General features: G+C 43.2%; 18 protein-coding genes. 14 read left to right on the forward strand and 4 right to left on the reverse strand.

Features of this window, described 5'->3' with window-relative positions; all coding sequences use genetic code 11:
• The first annotated feature begins 65 nt into the window (after positions 1–65).
• Positions 66–902: a M48 family metallopeptidase gene (locus ACQY73_RS18150; protein WP_428653432.1), complete on the forward strand. Its 837-nt coding sequence runs from the start codon at positions 66–68 to the stop codon at positions 900–902.
• A gap of 136 nt (positions 903–1,038) precedes the next feature.
• On the opposite strand, the gene ACQY73_RS18155 is transcribed toward ACQY73_RS18150, so the two are convergent.
• The gene (locus ACQY73_RS18155) at positions 1,039–1,749 is read right to left on the reverse strand and encodes an RDD family protein (protein WP_428653435.1); all 711 of its coding nucleotides are present in this window, start codon (positions 1,747–1,749) and stop codon (positions 1,039–1,041) included.
• A 110-nt stretch (positions 1,750–1,859) separates the two neighbouring features.
• On the opposite strand from ACQY73_RS18155, the gene ACQY73_RS18160 reads away from it, so the two are divergent.
• From ACQY73_RS18160 to ACQY73_RS18175, 4 genes are all read left to right on the forward strand, one after another.
• On the forward strand, positions 1,860–2,807 hold the full coding sequence (locus ACQY73_RS18160; RefSeq protein ID WP_428653437.1) for a stage II sporulation protein M: 948 nt from the start codon (positions 1,860–1,862) through the stop codon (positions 2,805–2,807).
• A 34-nt stretch (positions 2,808–2,841) separates the two neighbouring features.
• Positions 2,842–3,729 carry a hypothetical protein gene (locus tag ACQY73_RS18165; RefSeq protein ID WP_428653439.1) on the forward strand — a complete coding sequence of 296 codons (888 nt, stop codon included), beginning with the start codon at positions 2,842–2,844 and terminating at the stop codon, positions 3,727–3,729.
• 152 nt (positions 3,730–3,881) lie between these two features.
• Positions 3,882–5,339, forward strand: coding sequence for a pentapeptide repeat-containing protein (locus ACQY73_RS18170; protein WP_428653441.1), 1,458 nt, complete (start codon positions 3,882–3,884; stop codon positions 5,337–5,339).
• Positions 5,340–5,561: 222 nt separating this feature from the next.
• On the forward strand, positions 5,562–6,284 hold the full coding sequence (locus ACQY73_RS18175; protein WP_428653443.1) for an RluA family pseudouridine synthase: 723 nt from the start codon (positions 5,562–5,564) through the stop codon (positions 6,282–6,284).
• Positions 6,285–6,339: 55 nt separating this feature from the next.
• Here the strand turns inward: ACQY73_RS18175 and glyA are convergent, their stop codons facing one another.
• Entirely contained in the window at positions 6,340–7,626 is a 1,287-nt protein-coding gene (glyA, locus tag ACQY73_RS18180) for a serine hydroxymethyltransferase (RefSeq protein WP_428653445.1), read from the reverse strand.
• A 105-nt stretch (positions 7,627–7,731) separates the two neighbouring features.
• Positions 7,732–8,307, reverse strand: coding sequence for a ribonuclease HII (locus tag ACQY73_RS18185; protein WP_428653448.1), 576 nt, complete (start codon positions 8,305–8,307; stop codon positions 7,732–7,734).
• 158 nt (positions 8,308–8,465) lie between these two features.
• Here ACQY73_RS18185 and ACQY73_RS18190 point away from each other — a divergent pair, with 158 nt between their 5' ends.
• The 9 genes from ACQY73_RS18190 to ACQY73_RS18230 all read left to right on the forward strand — a co-directional run bounded on the left by ACQY73_RS18190 (position 8,466) and on the right by ACQY73_RS18230 (position 18,241).
• A complete protein-coding gene (locus ACQY73_RS18190) occupies positions 8,466–9,254 on the forward strand; it encodes a polysaccharide biosynthesis/export family protein (protein ID WP_428653450.1) in 789 nt (262 codons plus the stop codon).
• A 5-nt stretch (positions 9,255–9,259) separates the two neighbouring features.
• Positions 9,260–10,006 (forward strand): tyrosine-protein phosphatase, encoded by a 747-nt coding sequence (locus ACQY73_RS18195; RefSeq protein ID WP_428653453.1) that lies wholly within the window; start codon positions 9,260–9,262, stop codon positions 10,004–10,006.
• A 20-nt stretch (positions 10,007–10,026) separates the two neighbouring features.
• Complete coding sequence (locus tag ACQY73_RS18200; protein ID WP_428653456.1) at positions 10,027–12,477, forward strand: GumC family protein; 2,451 nt, start codon at positions 10,027–10,029, stop codon at positions 12,475–12,477.
• The gene (locus ACQY73_RS18205) at positions 12,478–13,530 is read left to right on the forward strand and encodes an acyltransferase family protein (protein ID WP_428653458.1); all 1,053 of its coding nucleotides are present in this window, start codon (positions 12,478–12,480) and stop codon (positions 13,528–13,530) included.
• A gap of 326 nt (positions 13,531–13,856) precedes the next feature.
• A complete protein-coding gene (locus ACQY73_RS18210; RefSeq protein ID WP_428668493.1) occupies positions 13,857–14,552 on the forward strand; it encodes a tetratricopeptide repeat protein in 696 nt (231 codons plus the stop codon).
• A gap of 102 nt (positions 14,553–14,654) precedes the next feature.
• Positions 14,655–15,569: a PfkB family carbohydrate kinase gene (locus ACQY73_RS18215; protein ID WP_428653460.1), complete on the forward strand. Its 915-nt coding sequence runs from the start codon at positions 14,655–14,657 to the stop codon at positions 15,567–15,569.
• Positions 15,570–15,636: 67 nt separating this feature from the next.
• On the forward strand, positions 15,637–16,617 hold the full coding sequence (gene hemB / locus ACQY73_RS18220) for a porphobilinogen synthase (protein ID WP_428653462.1): 981 nt from the start codon (positions 15,637–15,639) through the stop codon (positions 16,615–16,617).
• Positions 16,618–16,737: 120 nt separating this feature from the next.
• A complete protein-coding gene (locus tag ACQY73_RS18225; protein WP_428653465.1) occupies positions 16,738–17,679 on the forward strand; it encodes a fasciclin domain-containing protein in 942 nt (313 codons plus the stop codon).
• A 61-nt stretch (positions 17,680–17,740) separates the two neighbouring features.
• Entirely contained in the window at positions 17,741–18,241 is a 501-nt protein-coding gene (locus tag ACQY73_RS18230; RefSeq protein ID WP_428653467.1) for a DUF3299 domain-containing protein, read from the forward strand.
• A gap of 5 nt (positions 18,242–18,246) precedes the next feature.
• Here the strand turns inward: ACQY73_RS18230 and pbpC are convergent, their stop codons facing one another.
• Positions 18,247–20,619 (reverse strand): penicillin-binding protein 1C, encoded by a 2,373-nt coding sequence (gene pbpC / locus ACQY73_RS18235; RefSeq protein WP_428653470.1) that lies wholly within the window; start codon positions 20,617–20,619, stop codon positions 18,247–18,249.
• Positions 20,620–20,623: the final 4 nt, after the last annotated feature.

Here is a 20,623-nt window from a genome sequence, read left to right on the forward strand (position 1 = left end):
TTACTAGGTCAATAGTACAGTCTGTTTCTTAACATTATTCAAAATTACTTAATCTCTAAATCAAAATGAAACAATTCATAGTTGCTTCTATAGCTTCATTGGCATTGGTGGTTGCCTGTCAAAAAGTACCCATTACCGGCCGCAATCAATTAATGTTGGTCAACAGCAAAGAGCTTTTACCCATGAGCTTCACAAGCTACAAAGAAGTGCTTGATACCAGCAATGTACTCAGAAGCGGGAATCAGGTAGAGATGGTAAAACGCGTAGGACAGCGTATCAAAAAATCCGTAGAAGATTACTTAACAGCCAATAACTACCGCCAAGTATTGGACGGTTTTCAGTGGGAATTCAATGTTATTGACAGCAAAACAGTCAATGCTTGGTGCATGCCGGGCGGAAAAGTAGTGTTCTATACAGGAATTTTGCCCATTTGCCGTGATGAAACGGGAATAGCGGTGGTCATGGGCCATGAGGTATCGCACGCCATTGCCAGCCACGGAGCGGAGCGCATGAGTCAGGGATTATTGGCACAGGGAGCATTGACCGCCGGACAGGTAGGATTGGGTGTTGCGATGGCTAATAAACCTGCGGAAACCCAAAACATTTGGATGGGTCTTTACGGTATGGCTGCACCGGCCGCCGCAAGCGTGGGGTATATTCTCCCCAACAGTCGTAATCAGGAAAGTGAAGCTGACCGTTTGGGGCTTACGTTTATGGCTATGGCGGGATATGATCCGCGCGCAGCCGTTGATTTCTGGCAACGTATGGCTCAGGCAAGCAATGGTCAAAAACCACCACAATGGCTTTCCACTCACCCTGCCGATAACACTCGCGTATCCAACCTTCAGAAGTTGATGCCGGATGCAGTGGCACTTTATAATAAATCAACCGGAAAACGATAGATAATACAAACGCTCGGCGAGGAATTTTAACGGCGGCGTCAAACGTCGGCGAGGTTCAAAACCTCGCCGACGTTTTTTTTACTCAAGTATTAAATTTTATTTTTCAGTTTGAAATTTTTCGGTTTTTCTGTTCTACTCAACTGTTTTCCTGTGCTGCCAAATGCGTATAATCATTGACGATGGTCAGCAAAAAAGTGCGTGGCTGATTGGTATTTTCAATGTTAAGCACGTTTGATACTTTCTCGGCGGTTTGAATGCTCAGCTCTTCGTTTCTTTTTCTAAGTACCTGTCGAATAGTTTCTATGTCTCGGTCATTTAGCTGAGAAGCTTGCGGATACGTAACTTTATAGTCCTCAGGGAGTTGCTGATATACAACCTGACTGAGCTTCACCCGTTTAATTGTTTTTATGACCGACGTTCCTGCGGCAATGTCTCCAATCCGCTGTCCTTTTCCATTCGCCGCTATCGCAATAATGGCTACAAGAGGCGTAAAAATACCGGTATCAACGATAATCATCAACCAACGCAGCAGATAAGCACTTAAGGTTGGTTTGTTTCCATCCAATCGTACCACTCGAATATTCATCGCCCGTTTGCCCAACGTTTGTCCATTCAGAAAATACTCTGCAAGTAAAGGATAAAGCAAAACAGGTAGGACAATAGTCAAGACAATAAAAAAGATGGATTGATTCTCGCCTAATTTGAGAAGTGAAAATAACCCAAACCACGCAATAGCCCATCCCAGATAAATCAAGCGGTCTATGATCGTAGCCAAAATACGATCACCAAGGCTGGCAGGTTCATATTCTAATTCAACATTTTGTGAAGTTTGGATACGGACAGACATTTTTTTGGGTGGAAAAGAGTGAATTCGTGAATGAGTGAATAGTTTTTTATAACTTTTCCGCAAAATAGACAATTCGTCCGTTTACTCATTCTATCATTTGTTCAATTTTAATGAAAGAAGCTGTTTTTGTCAAACGAAATACGGAAAAGTGGGAGGAATTTGAATCTACCCCTGCGCACGATCCCGACCGACTTACGGAGCGATTTATTGAATTGACCGATGATCTTTCCTACGCTCGAACATTTTACCCAAACGCTACCGTAACGCGTTATCTCAACGGAGTAGCTTCGCAGTTTCACCAAAAACTCTACGCAAATCGCCGCGAAGACCGAAATCGTATTGCAGCTTTCTGGAAATACGAACTCCCGATTTTGATGTTTGAATCCCGTTTTAAGCTTCTGTATGCATTTTTGTTTTTTTTCGGTGCCTGCCTGTTGGGTTGGATGTCGGCGGCCCACGATGATACTTACGTAAGACTTATCATGGGAGATGCATACGTCAACCAAACACTCGAAAACATTAAAAACGGCAATCCTTTAGCCATTTATGGTGGCACAGGTCAGGCTGATATGTTTATGCAGATCACCGTCAACAATATCAAAGTATCGTTTGTAGCTTTTGTTTTGGGTTCTTTCTTCTCCTTTGGAACAATTGCCATTCTCTTTCAAAACGGCGTTATGTTGGGTTCTTTTCAGTATTTTTTCTTTGAGCGTGATTTATTGTTGGCTTCAGTGTTAAAAATATGGATCCATGGTACACTCGAAATCTCCGCTATTGTGATTGCCGGGGCGGCAGGATTGGTCATGGGCCACAGCTTACTTTTTCCGGCAACGTTCAGCCGATTGGAATCCTTTAAGCAAGGCGCAAAAAAGGGTATGAAAATCGTCATTGGCTTGGTTCCTGTTTTTATTACAGCCGGTTTTTTAGAAAGTTTCATTACACGTCTTACACTGCATCCCGTGGTCAGCGGTAGTATTATTATTGTTTCAGCCGTATTTATTGTGTGGTACTTTGTGCTTTATCCCCGAAAGGTCTACCAAGAAATGATAAATTCTTAATCTCTTAACTACCAACCTCTTAAATTTCCAATCCATGAAACCACCTATCGTATTACAACAGGAACGAGATTTCGGGCAAAAAATCAATGTAACCTTTGAGTTTATGATTCAGAATTTCAAGCCGTTGATGCTTTCTGTTTTGTATATCGCAGGTCCGCCGGCGTTGATCGGTGGTTTTTTTATGGGTGCTTATCAGTCTAATATGCTTGTTATTCAAAAACGTATTTTGGGTTCCGGTGACGCAGGCGATTATTTGTCAAGTTTTTATTCAATGGGATCTTCCATATTGCTCTTGGTCATTTTTCTGGGAGCTGCCGGCCTGGCCGCTACGTTGGTTGTTAATGCTTACCTGATCGAATACGAAAAAGGGAATCGAGCCATTACACCCGAGATCATCTGGAATCGTGTCAAAGAATATATTGGCAAAGGAATCGGCTTCAGTATCGTAATGGTCGTATTTGTAATGATTGCTACGCTGTTCTTTCTTATTCCGGGCATCTATGTCGGTGTCACATTATCACTGATGTACATGGTGATGATGCGCGAAAACCTAGGTTTGGAAGCTACTTTCCGAAGATGTTTTTATTTGATCAATGATAAATGGTGGTCTACCTTCGGCCTTCTGGTTATTGTGGGATTTATTGCCGGTATTCTTGGCTATGTATTTCAGATTCCAACGATGATCATTACGTTTTCTTCTATGCTTCAAATTGGCGACGGTGTCAATGACGTCTGGACTACCATAAGCAGTATAATAGGAACCGTCGGCTCAGTGCTTGTTCGATCATTGGTGCTTGTGGCCATTGGTTTTCAATATTATAATTTAGTCGAACGCCGGGATGGTTCAGGTATATTAGGTGCCATTGATGATATCGGCAAAAATGATACGCCCAGAATTGACCGAAGAGAAGAAGATTTCTAACAAAGCAACCGTAGAAAATCCATCCAAAGATTAGCGTATTTCACGCTTTGGATTCTTTATTTTGTCGAAAAAAGGTATTATTCCTTGCTTTTGCTTTAGAAGTTTATGCTTGGCTTTCTGCCGTATTTATCATTTCAAACCATCATTTGAAAATGAAATTGGCTTCTCGCGACCAAATTTATGAAGATAGTAAGAACGCTCGTTCCAACTTTCGGCGGATTGATTTGGAAAGCGCGGATTTGAGTGGTTTGGATCTATCAGGAGCCGATTTTCGATTTTCAGATCTATCAGGTGTTAATTTCAGCAATGCCGTTTTAAAAAAAACAAATCTCAGCTTTTCTAACCTTGATGATACTAATTTCGAAAACGCTGACCTGACCGATGCCAACCTGAGTTTTTCGTCAATGGTCGGGGCCAACCTGACCAACGCCAAAATTGTCGGAGCAAGTTTTAACTTTTCAGGCATCAATAAACGAAATCCGTCCGACCGTTTTGCCTCGCTAACCCACTTTTTGTACCGAACAGGTTGGTTTGGAAACATGATCGGTATTTTTATCGGGGCGTTTATTTTCTATGGCGTCAGCGCAGTCATATATTTCACGCACCAGATATTTACCGCTTCCGATCCTTTATTGGCAACACTTAATCAATACATTGTCGGGAATAATATTTCGGGAGGAGTCATAACGGTACTCATCACCAACTGGCTTTCAAGCCCATTGGAACGGTATTTCAAAACTACATGGGTACAGCATTTGGTGTTGTCATTGATCGTAGGGATAGGTTATTTGGGCTTAACTACCTTTTCCTATTTTCAATTCGGCCATGAAATCATTACCGAAGTTTTGGCGAAATTTCCCAATCAGGTGACCAGTAGCGCTCCTTGGTATATATATGTGCTGTGTCCTATTTTTGTTGCCAATGTTTTTCATTATTTCCAGAAACAGGGCAAACAACTTACCCTCAAGATCACCGAGCAGGAACTTCAGCTTTCTGAATTGGAAAAATCAAAAACCAAAGCAGAATTGGAAGCGCTTCAGGCCAAGATCAACCCGCATTTTCTGTACAATTCTCTCAACAGCATTGCCAGTTTGGTCCATATTGACCCCGATAAGGCCGAACAAATGACACTACTCCTTTCAAAATTATTCCGCTACGTTACCAACAAAAACGCCGATTATTTTGACACGCTGAACAACGAGTTGGAAATGGTAGCCACTTATCTCGAAATTGAGCAGGTACGTTTTGGAGATCGTCTTTCTTTTAAAATCATTGTCCGCGACGAAGCCCTTAAAAATGTGCCGGTTCCGCGTTTTTTGATTCAACCCGTTGTTGAAAATGCGATCAAACACGGAATTGCGCGTATAGCTGATCGAGGTGTTATTGAAGTGCGGGTAACACAGGAACAAAATCTCCTGCGAATTACGGTACACGATAATGGTCCATCTTTTCCTGAACCTATCAGCGGCGGCTATGGCTTACAAAGTATTCAAAATAAACTGAAGCTGCTTTACGGGAATAAAGCTGCCTTATCACTTCAGAATCTTCCTCTGAAACAGGTTGTTCTTGATTTGCCTTTTAAAACCCCACCCCTGACCCCTCCCCAGTGAGGGAGGGGAATAAAAGCTCCCTTTCCCTACAGGGCGATGCGGCGAACCGCAAAGGGTTGGGAATAGGGGTTAAAAATACGCGTTATTGGTAAGTGGCAAAATAAAAGGCTAATTTTGTGGCTGTTAATTAAATAATACTCCATCTTAGACGTGCCCGGAATTTCCGGCCTCGTCTTTTGGTTTAACTTTTATTCTTCCACCATAGCCGGTACTCCTCTGTAAATGACGAAATTTGATTTTAAAGATTTGATATTATTTGAAAACGAAGATTATATCGTTATCAATAAACCACCGCACGTAGCAACCATCAACGAACGCACCGCCGACAAATCGGTGAGTATTCTGCGCATGGCCAAAGAATATAGTTTTGATGCGCAGGTTGGTCACCGCTTGGATAAAGAAACCTCGGGCGCATTGGCCATTGCCAAAAACCCCGAAGCGTATCGGCACTTAGCCATGCAATTTGAGCACCGTGAAGTCACCAAGCGCTACCATGCCGTAGCCAATGGTCTCCACGATTTTGACAGTATTTCGGTATTCTTACCTATTGCTCCCCTCAAAGACGGCACGGCGGTCAAGATAGATCGTCAAAAAGGAAAGCCGGCCGAAACGGTGTTCTTTACGCTCAAAGCATTCCGCAGACATACGTTGGTTGAGTGTATTCCGATCACGGGACGGATGCACCAGATCCGTATTCACTTGCAATGCCTCAAAGCGCCAATTGTTTGCGACCCAACCTACGGGGGAGCCAATATCCTTCTTTCCACTTTAAAAAAGGATTATAAATTAAAGCAGGAAACGTTGGAACAGCCCATTATGCATCGGGTAGCGTTGCATGCCTTCTCGCTTTCATTTCAGCTGATGAATGGCGAAACCATCAAAGTAGAAGCACCTTATCCCAAAGATTTTGCGGTATTGGTGAAGTTGTTGGAGAAAAACAGTTAAAAAACAAAAGGCAGCCGGTGATGGCTGCCTTTTGCAAATTTTGAGAGAGTATATCTTATAGATACAACGGCACTTGTGCCATCCAGGTATTTACTTCCTGTTTTACCGCTTCGATCTTTGCATCATCTTCGGCATTCATCAGGACGGTATCCATTAGATCAACGATGCGCTCCATATCGGCTTCTTTGAGGCCGCGTGTTGTCATGGCCGGAGTCCCTACGCGCATTCCCGATGTTACCATCGGTGATTTTGTATCAAACGGCACCATGTTTTTATTGACTGTAATATCTGCTTTGATAAGCGTATTTTCTGCCAATTTACCGGTTAGTCCTTTAGAACTCAAATCAATCAACATCAGGTGATTGTCAGTACCTCCTGAAATGATCTTGTAGCCTTTTTCCACAAACGCTGTTGCCATCGCCTGCGCGTTTTTACGAACCTGAACGGCATACTCAGTATAATCATCGCTCAAAGCTTCGCCAAATGCGACGGCTTTTGCCGCGATCACGTGCTCAAGAGGCCCGCCCTGCGTACCGGGAAATACACCCGAATCAAGCAAAGATGACATCATACGAATGTCTCCTTTGGGGGTAGTAATACCAAACGGGTTTGGAAAATCATTACGCAACATAATAACTCCACCGCGCGGCCCGCGCAAGGTTTTGTGCGTTGTGGTGGTTACAATATGGCAATGCTCCAACGGATCGTTCAATAATCCTTTGGCGATCAAGCCCGCAGGGTGTGAAATATCGGCCAAAAGTACCGCGCCAATTTGGTCGGCAATGGCCCGAAGACGTACATAATCCCAATCACGGCTATACGCAGATGCCCCGCAAATAATCATTTTGGGACGTTCTTTAAGCGCCGTAGCTTCTACTTTATTCCAATCAATAAGCCCGCTTTCCTGCTCCACACCGTAGAAAAACGGTTGGAAATATTTACCCGAAATGTTAACGGGCGAACCGTGCGTCAAGTGACCGCCGTGTGATAAGTTAAAACCTAAGATTTTATCGCCGGGTTGCAGACAAGCCAAAAACACTGCCGTGTTGGCCTGCGCCCCTGAGTGAGGCTGTACGTTAGCCCAAGACGCACCAAACAATTCTTTGAGACGATCAATAGCTATCTGCTCAATCTGATCCACTACTTCGCAGCCTCCGTAGTAACGTTTGCCGGGCAAGCCCTCGGCGTATTTATTGGTCAACACGCTTCCCTGCGCTTCCATCACCTGTTTAGAAGTAAAGTTTTCAGAAGCAATAAGTTCAATACCCGACTCTTGACGGTGGTGTTCTTTAGCGATCAGATCAAATATTTGGGTGTCGCGCCCTGTTGTCGTAGCAACCATTGGATTTACAATTTGGGATTTACGAAATACAAAATGGGGAAATATTTCAGCAAAGGTACAAAGACGCGTTAAAACTTACAGCGTTATTCTGTAAACCTTTGAAATTCATATCAACTTAAAGGACATTCGATGATGATGACAAGGCCCGAACTCCTCAATGGCTCGCCGATGAATGGGCGTGGGATACCCCACATTTCGCTCCCAACCATACTGTGGAAATTCTTCAGCAAGCTGTTCCATCAACTCATCCCGGTAGGTTTTGGCAAGAATGGATGCGGCGGCAATGCTCATGAATTTTGAATCACCTTTCACAATACACGTATGAGGCAAAAATGGATAGGGTGTAAAACGATTTCCATCCACCAATAAATGTTCCGGACGAACTGTTAACCGGTCCACTGCTCGGTGCATGGCCAAAAAGCTGGCTTTCAAAATATTGATTTGGTCAATTTCCTTATTGGACACTTCGGCAACAGCCCACGCCAAAGCTACGTCAACGATCTCGCTGCGCAATTCATTTCGTTGTGCTTTGGTCAGCTGTTTAGAGTCATTGAGCAACGCATTGGTATAGTCTTTGGGTAAAACAACGGCTGCTGCTACCACAGGCCCCGCCAAACATCCACGACCTACTTCGTCGAGTCCTGCTTCGATGAGATGCGGGTGATAAAAAGGTTTAAGCATGTTGTTTTCAGAAAATAAAACGTTTATAAACACCGACGTTACCTCAAATCAGACGTATGTAATCCAATGTTACGCCTTGCCGGTTGTTGGCAATTTTGGTACGGCGGGCAATTTACTTAATTTTGTTTCGAGGTTATATCTCCTCTCCTTTTTTTGCCATGCGTTTAACATTGTTATTCATACTGTTGTGTTTTCAGGTTTTGGCCCAAAAAAGTGCCGCCGATACCCTAAAAACAAACGGAACCATCATTACAAGCCACTTTGCAACTCCGATAGATACCACGGTGTATCGTATTAAAATTGCGGATAAACTACGCATTCGAAATTTAAACGCCCTCGAAATCATTTATCCCCAAGGCGGGAACCTTTCGGTAGGGGCTTCTACCATGACCAACGGACAGCTTGGGAGCATCCCTCCTTATATGGCAACGGTAGACTTAAAGGGTCAAATTATCCTGCCTCAGATAGGAAGAATTAAAGTAGCGGGATTAACCAAAGCCGAAGCAGGAACCGAAATAGAAAGACGGTATCAGGATTTGATCACAAACCCTGTCTTTGACGTGGAAATCGCTAACCTTCGCATTAAGGTTTTGGGAGCAGTTGCCAAGCAGGGAGTCATTACGTTGGAAGAAGAGAAGATGACCCTTGGGGAAGTCATTGCCCTCTCGGGCGGCATTGATTTTACGACTGCCGACCGTACCATTAAGCTGATTCGTACACGTTCAGGACTACAACAGGAAATAAGTTATGATGTTCGGAACTTAAGTGATCCGGTGGTGGCAAACATTCCGATCTTTGACGGAGATTATGTATTCATCCCTCCATCGAAAAGCAGCTTACGGATCATAAAAAATCAAAAATTCTCCAGCATCGTACAACCTGTCGCATTGACCCTTAATGCCATAGCTATATTATTAGGGCTTTACATAACCATCAGCAGGAATTAATCACCATGGCATTGTTTTCGTTTTTAAAAGGCACCAAAAGCACATCTTCGCAGCCGCTATCGTTGGCTTCTGTCGAAAGCGATTGGCATTGCCATGTATTACCGGGCATTGATGATGGTTGTCAAAACGAAGAACAAAGTCTGGAGATGCTGCTGTATTATGTACAGATGGGACTCAAAAAGATAGTGGCAACTCCTCATGTACGAGCCGATTTTTACAAAAATACCAACGAGACCATTTCAGTTGCTTCTCAAAAAGTCCGGAACTTAATCCAAACGCATGATCTGCCGTTAGTCTTAGAAACATCTGCTGAATATTATGCAGATGAAAACTTTTTTCAACTTATCACGGACAATCAGCTATTACCGATTGATAACCAATACATTCTTTTTGAATTACCCATGCAAAATCCAAGTTTGTGGGGTATCAAACTGGTTGAGATGATTCAGAAAAAAGGCTTTACCCCGCTCTTAGCGCATCCGGAACGCTATCGCTACTGGCACAATAAACCGCAAGACCGTAATGTTTGGAAAAATAACGGAGTCTGTTTTCAACTCAATCTTTTGTCGCTGACAGGTTATTACGGCGCGGCTGAACGTCGTGCTGCCGAACAATTGTTGGAAGCTGATTACATTGATGCCGTCGGAACAGACGCGCACGGACTTCGGCATTTACAAAAATTAAGTGAATTGGTACATAATCCTCTCTTTGAGAACATACAACAATTACCTTTGCTCAACCGGTTGGGCTAAAAAGTTTTGGCGACGCCTCTATGCAGAATGAGAATAAAGTGCGGGACAGGTACACAGAAGTATCCGCAGACATTGATGTGAAACGGATCATGCGAGTCCTTTGGAGTCGCTGGTATTGGGTATTGGGAGCCTTGACAATTACTACGGTAGGGTGTCTTATCTTTTTACAAATCGCCAAAGAACGCTACGTAGCGGAGGTGCTTCTGAGATACAATGAAAAACAAACGGAAATAGATGAACTGAACCGACTCGTGGCACCCGAAGCCAATCAGCAGGATTACCTTACCGAAAAATACGTCATCAAATCTGAAGAGGTGATCAATGGGGCGGTCGAAAGCCTGAAATATCCTTTTACTTTTTACAGCGAATCTACTTTCCAGACCGAAGACGTTTATCCTTTTAAGCCTTTTACCGCCGATATTGTTTCGTACGATTCGGGAGAATATGAGTATGGAACATTTGAAATCCAGCCCAGCGGAATCATTACGTATAAGACAGAATACAGCGAAGAGATTCGGCGCTTTGACTTGGCGAAAGATACGCTTATCGCCGTCAAAGGGCTGTCGTTTAAGGTCAGTTCAGTAGCTACATTTTCGCAGGATTACCTGTTTACCTACAACGAAATCAATGCCATGCGAGAGCGTATGGACAACCTGATCTATGTAGATGAAGCAGAACAGAATATGCCCATTCTGAACATTTCCTTTACCTATAATAATCAAAAATTCACGCAGGATTTTTTACAAAAACTGATCGAATCGTACCAAAAATACAACCTTGAACAAAAGAAACGCTCTTCCAATTTAACCATTGATTTTATTCGGGAACAGATCAAGATATACTTTGATGCGCTGCGAAAATCTTCCTCTGAACTGGAAAAGTATAAACAGGGCAAATCTGTTCCCAACTTACAGGTGTCTATGTCTGACGTAATGGGGCAGATCACGGGTTTCAAAACCCAAAAGAATATGCTCGAAATCCAGAAGTCTTACATTAATCTGCTCGAACAAAGCCTGTCCAACCGTTTTGAACCGATCAATATCGGCAACATTGGGCTTGATAATAACAGTGACGGAGTATTGGTACGGCTGGTTACGGAGTTAAACAAGCTTATTTTGGACCGAAAAGGGCTTACCATCGGCAAAAATCTGAGCGTAAACAACCCCGTTGTCAAAGCTACTGACGACGAGATCGAGCACTTACGGGATCAAATCCTGAGTAACATCAAAGTACAACGCCAAAAAAACGAAGGAACGCTCCAGATCATTAACGAGAACCTATCCATTCTCGAAAGTCGTATGAACGCATTGCCTTCTGTCGAACGGGAATTGAGTTATCTCCAAAACGACCGCGACGTCAACGAAAAGATTTACCTGCTTCTTATCAATAAAGAGATAGAAGCCTCCATTGTAAAGGCCGGAATGCTTCCCTCTTTTACGATATTGACCCGCACCGATTCGTACAAAGTATATCCAAGAGGCGCTCGATTATTGTCAGTATCGATACTGCTTGGTTTATTGATCGGCATGGGTTCTATCTTCCTGGCACGTTATCTTAACGGAAAATTTACCGAGATCCCGAAAATTGGACAAAATAGTCATGTAAATTTATTGGGCACCATTCACCGCTACCATGACAAGGTTCAAAACAACGAAAAAGATCTTTTACACTTTCTTGATAATCGCTCGCTTTTTGCCGAATCGGTCAACAGCGTACGTACCAATTTAAACTTCCTCACCACGAGTCAGGATAAAAGAGGCAAACTGCTGGTCATTACCTCTGAAGTGTCCGGAGAAGGCAAGTCTTTTGTGACGATCAATTTGGCGACATCACTTACCAAAGTCGGCAAGAAAGTATTGATCATTGTTTCAGACTTACGCCGCTCCAAGCTACACCGCTTTTTCAATAACAATAACAAAGTAGGACTCAGCACATTTCTTACGGGCAAAGCAGATGAATACCACAAAGTAATTCAACATTCTGTCATTGAAGGTATGGACTATATTCCGGCGGGTCCTGTGCCTTTTAATCCTACTGAACTTATTCAAAACGAGCGCTTCGAAAATATGATCGAGGCGTGTCAACAGGAATATGACTTTGTCCTGATCGATACGGCTCCGATCGGTTTGGTTTCCGATAATATTCCGCTGTTGCGCAAAAGTGATCTGGTTATTTTTATCATCCGTTGGTTGTATTCAAACGAAGAATCCTACCTGCTCGCCGACCAAATAGCGGACGAACTTGAACTTAAATCAGTGGGAGTCATTGTAAATGATTTTTACCGAGATGACCTTTATGCTTCGCTCGCTTCGGCTTCTTATTATGCGTCGAAAGGCTACGGGTACAGCTACAAGTATACCTATGATTACTACGGAAAGTCTAATAGCTATTATACGGAGGAAGGTGCAAAGAATACCTCTATTCTGAAAAGAGCCGGGAAATGGGTGAGAAAGTTATTCAGCCGTACATAAATGCTTACCAAACCCAATAATTTTCATTTGATTCGCCTGTTTGCCGCCACACAGGTTTTGCTTTTGCACGCACGGTATCATTTAAACATTGGCCTGCCCCCTGCCTTAGAAGCAAGTGTTGACTTTTTAAAGCATTTCAGCGGCGTGCCTATTTTTTTTACCGTCAGCGGTTTTTTGATTCTTTGGAGTTTTGATCGTCATCCTTCGCAATGGCTCAATTACGCCAGAAATCGCGTCTTGCGCATTTTTCCCGGATTGTATGTATGCTTATTGGTAACCCTTTTTGTATTGATTTATTTTTTAGGTGTAAAACCTTTTGAGCGGAATCTCTTCGGTTTTGCTCAATGGTTGATAGGACAATTGACTGTTTTTCAGTTTTATACAGCCGCTTTTCTGCATGATTTCGGCGTTGGCATACCCAACGGAGCACTTTGGACAATACCCGTTGAAATTCAGTTTTATATATTGATTCCTTTTATTTGGTACAGTTGGCGCCGATGGGGAAATTTAGCGGTGTGGGTTGTTGTGGGATTTTCCGTTGCATTTTACAGCATTCTTAATGCTTTTGTTCCGTCAACCTCACTACTTCATCAACTGGCCAAAGTCAGCGTCTTTCCTTATTTATACAACTTTGGATTTGGGATGTTGTTTTTTGTGTATCATCGTCGGCTTGGTCCTTGGTTCAAAGACCGATTCCTCATATGGTTGATTGCCTACGTAGTCTACATCGGTATTTTTTTCTACGAATTGGGTTTTTACATTACAAGTTACACACCGAACATCTGGGGAATGATCGCCAACATTCTCCTTTCCTGCGTGACCATCAGCTTTGCTTTCAGTTATCGAAATCTATCCAAACTTCTTTTGGGAGAAGAAGACGTATCCTATGGTGTCTATATTTACCACATGGTTGTTGTAAATATATTTTTTGAATTGGGGCTCTTAAGACACGTCTCCTATTATTTGGCAGTTATAATAATCACGTATTTGGTGAGTGTGATTTCATGGAAATGGATAGAGAAACCCGCTTTACATTTAAAAAAATCATTTTAAAGTCGTAAACATTGCCTTACTGACTATAAATCTTACTGCTTATTTGTTTTGGCATTGTTGTTGCGCAGTTTCCATCATCCCCGAAGAAATACCAATAATGGCGCTGAAAATAAAAGAATCAAGGGCATAATTCAGGGATTTTTGCCCATTAAATACAATATATCGAGTAATTGACAACAACCAAGCCTATCTACTTAGCAATAAGCAGTTAACAAAAGAGTTAAAATTTTTAATGATAAATGGATAGATTTTAGGAAAAAAATAAATAGTTCTTTTTGACTTCCAACAGTTTTCCTAATTTTGCAGTCCAATTTGAAATCAATGTAATGAGCAACAAAGACAAAGATCCTGGTTTAGAGTTCTTGGAGAGCCCTGAGGGCTTAGCGGGTGAGTTAACCAAATTCGAGAAGAACCTCGAAAAAAATCGTAATATCTTCTTTATAGCAGGTGGTGTAATAGTTGTAGCTTTGGCAGGGTGGTTTGGATATCACTGGTATGTAAACAGTCAGGATGAGCAGGCACAGGCTGTTTTGTTTAATCCTGTTTTTGCCATAGAAGCCGATTCTTTGAATAAAGCACTTAAAGGCAGTGGAGGAAATCCCGGTTTAACCGCAATTGCTGACGAATATGGCGCTACTCCAGCCGGAAATTTGGCCAGTTTTTATGCAGGTACTGCTCTTTTGAAACAAGGTAAATTTGACGAAGCCATTGACCGTTTAAAATCGTTCAGTTCTTCCGATCTGCTTGTGCAGGCACGTGCTTATTCGCTCATTGGTGATGCTTATCTGGAAAAAAACGTTGCTGAAGAAGCCATCAGCTACTATCAGAAAGCCGTTGATTATAAGCCAAATGCGTATTTTACACCTTCGTACATGATCAAATTAGGAATTGCGTACGAAAAAGCAAAGAAAAACACGGAGGCTATTGAAGTATACAGTACCCTCATCGAAAAATACCCGCAATCGTCGGAAGTTCTTAACGCTAAGAAATTTAAGGGCTTGCTCGAAAGTGCTGCCGAATAATATTTTAATTATGGATTAAGATAGTAAGGGATAAGACTCATTAGTTTTATCCCTTTTGCTTTTTCAATACACTTTGTCCCACATTTAACACCCCAACATCTCATGAGTTTACTTACGGTTGGTTCCGTTGCTTTTGATGCACTTGAAACTCCTTTTGGCAAAACAGATAAAATTATTGGTGGAGCCGCTACCTATATCACGCTTTCAGCTTCCTATTTTACGGCAGATAACAACCTGGTTGCCGTCGTTGGTGATGATTTTCCTGAAGAAATGATCCGTTTGCTCCAAGAGCATGGCGTTAACACCGAAGGATTAGAGATCAAAGAAGGCGAAAAAACCTTTTTCTGGTCGGGCAAATACCATAATGATATGAACAGCCGCGATACTGTTGAAGTACAGCTCAACGTAATGGAGAAATTTGATCCGGTTATCCCTGATTCTTACCAAGACTGTCAATACCTGATGTTGGGAAATACAGCACCGGCCATTCAACAAATGGTACTGGAGCGTATCACCAAGCGCCCAAAACTGGTCATGCTTGATACCATGAACTTCTGGATGGACATTGCCATGGATGACCTTAAATCGGTATTGAAGTTGATAGACGTACTGACCATCAACGACGAAGAAGCACGTATTTTGTCGGGCGATTATTCTTTACGCCGCGCGGCCAAAACCATCATGGCCATGGGACCAAAGACGTTGATCATCAAGAAAGGTGAACACGGCGCGCTTTTATTTCAGGGCGATCAGGTATTTTTCTGCCCTGCTCTGCCGTTGGAAGAAGTGTTTGATCCTACCGGTGCCGGCGATACCTTTGCGGGTGGCTTTATCGGTTACCTTGCCAGCACCGACGATATTAGCTTTGACAACATGAAACGGGCCATCGTGTATGGTTCTGCAATGGCTTCTTTCTGTGTAGAAAAATTTGGTTCTGAACGCATCGTTGGCCTGACCCAAGAAGAAATCTCTGCTCGTGTGCAGGAATTTGTGCAATTGGCCCATTTTCAGATTTAAGACATCCCCTTTCACAAGCCTAACTGAAATCAGGCTTGTGAAATTTTACATTAAACGTTCGAAAGTTATGAATTATCCCATCATTCGCCGTCCGCGTCGCAATAGACAGTCGGAGGCCATTCGAGCCTTAGTACAGGAAACGACCGTATCTGTCAATGACCTTATTTATCCCATGTTTCTCATGGATGGGCAAGGCATTAAGAGTGAAGTAAAATCAATGCCCGGCATTTATCGCTACTCTATTGATACGCTGTTGGAAGAGTTAAAAGAAGTAACGGATCTGGGCATTAAGTGTATTGATCTGTTTCCCAATTATTCAGAAGACAAAAAAGATAGATTTGCCACCGAAAGCCACCGGGAAGGCACCTTTTATTTGGATGCCCTAAAGGCGGTAAAAGATAAATTTCCGGAATTGGCCCTAATGACTGACGTTGCAATGGATCCTTACAGCAGCGACGGTCATGACGGTTTGGTTGAAAACGGAAAAATTCTGAACGACGAAACGCTCGAAATTCTTGGGAAAATGGCCGTGGCACAGGCGCGCGCCGGGGCTGATATTCTGGGGCCAAGCGATATGATGGACGGACGCGTAGGCTATATTCGTCAGGCATTGGATGCCGAAGGTTTTACCAACGTCAGCATTATGTCTTACTCGGCCAAATTTGCCAGCGCTTTTTACGGCCCTTTTCGCGACGCGCTTGATTCGGCCCCGCGTTTTGGCGACAAAAAAACCTATCAGATGAACCCCGCCAATGTACGCGAGGCTCTTATCGAAGCGGCGTTGGACTATGAAGAAGGAGCTGATTTTCTGATGGTTAAACCTGCTCTGGCTTATTTGGATGTCATCAAGACCTTGAATCAAAATTTTGACCTGCCGATTGCGGCTTATAATGTTTCGGGCGAGTACGCAATGATCAAAGCGGCCGCTCAAAACGGTTGGTTGGATGGTGACCGTGCCATGCTGGAAACGTTGCTTTCCATCCGGAGAGCGGGGGCTAAAATAATTCTTACGTATTTTGCCAAAGAATTTGCGCTGTTACGCGCGTAAACTGCAACAATTTTCGGCTTTTCTAAGCGTTTAGACATTTGTTAAGGTTAAAAGGGTACATTCATTTATCTTTTTAACCTTAGCCTATTTGTTATAACACCTAAGCATTGTTTTTACGTAATGAAAAAATTCATTGGTTGTTTTTTTATAGTCGTTTTTGCCTTATCCGGTTGTCGTCAGGATGAGCCACAGCCTAAAAGCATCTCAGATCTTTTATTGGAAGAAGATAATCTCAGTATACTACGGGCGGCTATTACACACGCCGGTTTGCAGGATGCTTTTAAAACCAGTACTGTAACGCTATTTGCGCCAACGGATGAGGGCTTTAAAGCCGCCGGCTACGCAGATGCTTCAGCCATCACGGCTTTACCGGCCGAACAGGTCCGGGCATTGATCACAAACCATGTCATTACGAGCAATTACCCTTCGACAAGCATGAAACTCGGCGCCCAGAATCCCGTCATCATGATGTCAAAGGCCCGATTGTATGTGAGCCTTAATGATGGCACGGTGTACTTAAATCAGGCCAAGGCCAGCAAATTGGACCTGACTGCCACCAACGGCACCATTCACGTTATCAATGGATTGGTTCCGATACCACAGCAAAGTTTGGGGCAGCTCCTTAAAAATACGGCTGAATTCAGTCTGTTTCGTGCGGCACTTTTGAAAGCTATTCCGAGCGATACCCGCCTAAAAGTGTTTGCTGATTCCACAGGTGCCAGCCCGCTTGATCCTTCTTATACGATCTTTGTACCAAGAAACCAAGCCATGGAAGCGGCCGGACTAACGTTGGCTAAGATCAATTCTTCCACTGTCTCTTCTGCTTCACTGGCCACTTTAGTATCTTATCATATTGCCATAAGCAGGTTTTTTTCACCCAATCTCCCTTCCGGTAACTTTAATATGCTTGATGCCTCCTATACAACGGTTATTGATAAGGCTACCGGAGGAATAAAAATTACGGGTCGAGGCGCTCCCACCACCCCGGCGGTTGTCACAAAAGCGGATGTTACGGCAACTAACGGAGTAATTTACGTGATCGACCGTGTTTTGTATCCCTAAATCGGGAACATAATTGTTCCGAAAATTGTATTAAACTTGTTGTCACTCAATCAATAAACGCATGAAAAGTTTAGTCGCTGCTCTTGTCCTGTTTTCTGTTGTACTTACAGGATTCATAAAATCTGAACAAACATCCGAACCGGGGAATAAATTTCGCTACCGGGCGCTTACCGGAAACAACCCCGTAAAGATCTCGTGGGAAACATTACGCGATGTTACTTTCAAGAAAAAATGGTATCCTGAGGAGTCAGTATACATGCTTTACCCTACGTTTGGACCTAATGTAAATAAACTCAATGGCAAAGAAGTCCTGCTAACGGGCTATATATTACCGATCGATGTGGAATCAAACTTATACGCACTTTCGGCTTTTCCATTCAGCGCCTGTTTCTTCTGCGGCGGTGCCGGCCCGGAATCTGTGGTTGGCTTGAAATTCAAGAAAAACGGGCGTAAGTTCAAAACCGACGAACGCCATACATTGCGCGGAATGATGAAACTCAATGCCGACAATATTTACGAATTGAATTATAATATCGAAGGCGCAGAAATCGCAGAAGAGTAATACCGCTACTGACTTATCACTTTTATAAATATATCTACGTTTCGACCTTTATCGTCACTACAGGATATTTTTACCTTACCCATAGGCAGCTTCACAAACAAAGCTGTCTGTGGGTTTGCTTTTTGCAATAATTGGTCATTTATATACCAATACACTTCTTTTACATCATTCCCTGCCTGACATGCCAATTGCAGTTGCTGCCCTTCCAAAAAGTACTCACTGCCATCATTAGGACTGGTAATCACGGGCGCTCCTACTTCAAATACGCGCGTACAGGCAGGATTATGCGGTGGAATGCGTTGGTAGGGAATACGATTTGATTCATTGTACGCAATGAGTTCAGGGGCCATATTAGGATATAACTTCCGCACATAACCGGTGTCGGGAAGGCACTGCGTACAGTATGTTATTTGGGAGGCTTTATCCGTCAATACCCATTTCAAATGTTGACATCTGCGCGTGGGCGATATCCCCATAATGGCATAATCCAACACTTGATGCTCACAAAAATCACTTGGCAGATCTCCGCTTTCAGCGCACACTTTTCGGCGGGTAATGTCGGCCGTCGGTTTGAACCAGCCCGTAGGGGAATTATAATCAATGGCATTAAAAACGTCAAACAACAATGGCGTAGCGATATTAGCTCCATTGAGTTCCGGTACCCCCATTCCTGAAAAATTACCCACCCAAACGCCAACGGTATAACGACGATTATAGCCGATGCTCCAAGCGTCTTTTTTACCGTAAGAAGTACCCGTTTTCCAAGCAATACGGGGCAAATGATAGGTATTATCAAAATTATTAGGCAAGTCCGGCCGTGTAATTTGGGTTAGGATATTGTTGATCATATACGCTGATTCGGGCGAGATCAGCAATTCTCCTTTTGATTTTTCAGCTTTAAACTGTTCAGTATCTGTAATCCTGAACGAAGAATTTGCCGATTTGTAATCGGCGGTATAACGCAGTCCCTGCCATCGCCCTTCATTGGCAAATGACGAAAAAAGACGCGTCAGTTCTTCCAACGTTACTCCGCAACCGCCTAAGATCATAGATAACCCCAAGTCTTTGGATTGCTTTTTAACCGTTTGAAAATCAGCCTTTGTCAGGTAATTTATCAGAACGCTTGGGGTCAGTTCTTTTAACACTTTAACGGCAGGAATATTGAGAGAATTGGCCAAAGCAAATTCAAGGGTTACTTTTCCATTAAAGTGACGATCAAAATTTTCAGGCTCAAATCCACCGAAATTGGTTGGCACATCATTAATGGCCGATTTTGGCGTGAGTAGTCCTTTATCAAAAGCAATGGCGTAAAGCAGCGGCTTTAAGGTACTGCCGGGCGAACGTATTGCTTTAATGCCATCCACCTGACCGCCATCATACGGATTGTTAAAATCTGCCGAGCCCACGTAGGTTTCTACCTGCATGGTTTCGTTGTTCACCACAATGACCGCAGCATTGTGAATGTTCATGCTTTGCAGTCGATTGACATAATTGCGGGTCATTTGCTCTACCTGTGCCTGTCGGGTCGGCAGAATTGCCGTTCGTATGATCGGCGCATTCTTATACTCTTTTTTCAGACGAAACGATAAATGAGGGGCCAACTTTGGCGCTTCGCGGCGATAGGCATTCAACGGTTCATCAATGGCGTCTTCAATGACTTGTTTATCAAACAATGCTGCCTGTTCAAATCGTTTGAGCCATTTGTTACGTTCCTGAACGATATACGCATTTTTCCGACCCAAACGCAAACTCGAAGGACGGTTGGGAATAATGGTCAACGTAGTGATTTCGGCCAAACTCAGCAACTGCGGCAGTTTCCCAAAATACAGCAACGACGCCGATTTCATCCCTTCAATATTGCTGCCGTAAGGAATCAGGTTAAGATACAGTTGCAGTATCTCGTCTTTAGAATAATGCAACTCCAATTGCATTGCCCTGAACAATTCGATGCCTTTGCTCAAGTAGGTACGTTTGCGAGGCTCCAATAAACGCACCACCTGCATCGTAATGGTAGAAGCCCCCGAACTCCGCCGCCCGGTTAGTATATTTTTCACAAAAGCTCTGCCTAAAGCAAACGGATTAAAACCCGGGTGATAATAAAAATAACGATCTTCTTTTTGAAGAATGGTTTGCCGAAGTAACGGCGTAATTTCATCCGGTTCCGTATAAAGCCGCCATTTGTCATCATCATTCAGAAAAGCATGAAGAATCGTACCGTCTGACGCTGTAATAAGGGTTGAATAACGTGGGTTAACCTTAAAAGGAAGTGCCAGATCCAAGGTTATGAAAACAAGAAAAGGACTTATCAAAAGCCAAAAGCGCGCAGAATGAAGCCATTTTTTTAAGATGATCAATGATTTTCGGCTCCATTCTTCCATAAAC

The organism is Runella sp. (assembly GCF_965279615.1).
In the GTDB taxonomy this organism is placed as follows: domain Bacteria; phylum Bacteroidota; class Bacteroidia; order Cytophagales; family Spirosomataceae; genus Runella.

Coding starts and splice junctions, on each gene's coding strand:
- glyA (WP_428653445.1), bottom strand. CDS start 7,626: ATGGTTGCTACGACAACAGGGCGCGACACCCAAATATTTGATCTGATC.
- ACQY73_RS18170 (WP_428653441.1), top strand. CDS start 3,882: ATGAAATTGGCTTCTCGCGACCAAATTTATGAAGATAGTAAGAACGCT.
- ACQY73_RS18225 (WP_428653465.1), top strand. CDS start 16,738: ATGAAAAAATTCATTGGTTGTTTTTTTATAGTCGTTTTTGCCTTATCC.
- ACQY73_RS18215 (WP_428653460.1), top strand. CDS start 14,655: ATGAGTTTACTTACGGTTGGTTCCGTTGCTTTTGATGCACTTGAAACT.
- hemB (WP_428653462.1), top strand. CDS start 15,637: ATGAATTATCCCATCATTCGCCGTCCGCGTCGCAATAGACAGTCGGAG.
- ACQY73_RS18185 (WP_428653448.1), bottom strand. CDS start 8,307: ATGCTTAAACCTTTTTATCACCCGCATCTCATCGAAGCAGGACTCGAC.
- ACQY73_RS18150 (WP_428653432.1), top strand. CDS start 66: ATGAAACAATTCATAGTTGCTTCTATAGCTTCATTGGCATTGGTGGTT.
- ACQY73_RS18190 (WP_428653450.1), top strand. CDS start 8,466: ATGCGTTTAACATTGTTATTCATACTGTTGTGTTTTCAGGTTTTGGCC.
- ACQY73_RS18205 (WP_428653458.1), top strand. CDS start 12,478: ATGCTTACCAAACCCAATAATTTTCATTTGATTCGCCTGTTTGCCGCC.
- pbpC (WP_428653470.1), bottom strand. CDS start 20,619: ATGGAAGAATGGAGCCGAAAATCATTGATCATCTTAAAAAAATGGCTT.
- ACQY73_RS18165 (WP_428653439.1), top strand. CDS start 2,842: ATGAAACCACCTATCGTATTACAACAGGAACGAGATTTCGGGCAAAAA.
- ACQY73_RS18200 (WP_428653456.1), top strand. CDS start 10,027: ATGCAGAATGAGAATAAAGTGCGGGACAGGTACACAGAAGTATCCGCA.
- ACQY73_RS18210 (WP_428668493.1), top strand. CDS start 13,857: ATGAGCAACAAAGACAAAGATCCTGGTTTAGAGTTCTTGGAGAGCCCT.
- ACQY73_RS18195 (WP_428653453.1), top strand. CDS start 9,260: ATGGCATTGTTTTCGTTTTTAAAAGGCACCAAAAGCACATCTTCGCAG.
- ACQY73_RS18175 (WP_428653443.1), top strand. CDS start 5,562: ATGACGAAATTTGATTTTAAAGATTTGATATTATTTGAAAACGAAGAT.
- ACQY73_RS18230 (WP_428653467.1), top strand. CDS start 17,741: ATGAAAAGTTTAGTCGCTGCTCTTGTCCTGTTTTCTGTTGTACTTACA.
- ACQY73_RS18160 (WP_428653437.1), top strand. CDS start 1,860: ATGAAAGAAGCTGTTTTTGTCAAACGAAATACGGAAAAGTGGGAGGAA.
- ACQY73_RS18155 (WP_428653435.1), bottom strand. CDS start 1,749: ATGTCTGTCCGTATCCAAACTTCACAAAATGTTGAATTAGAATATGAA.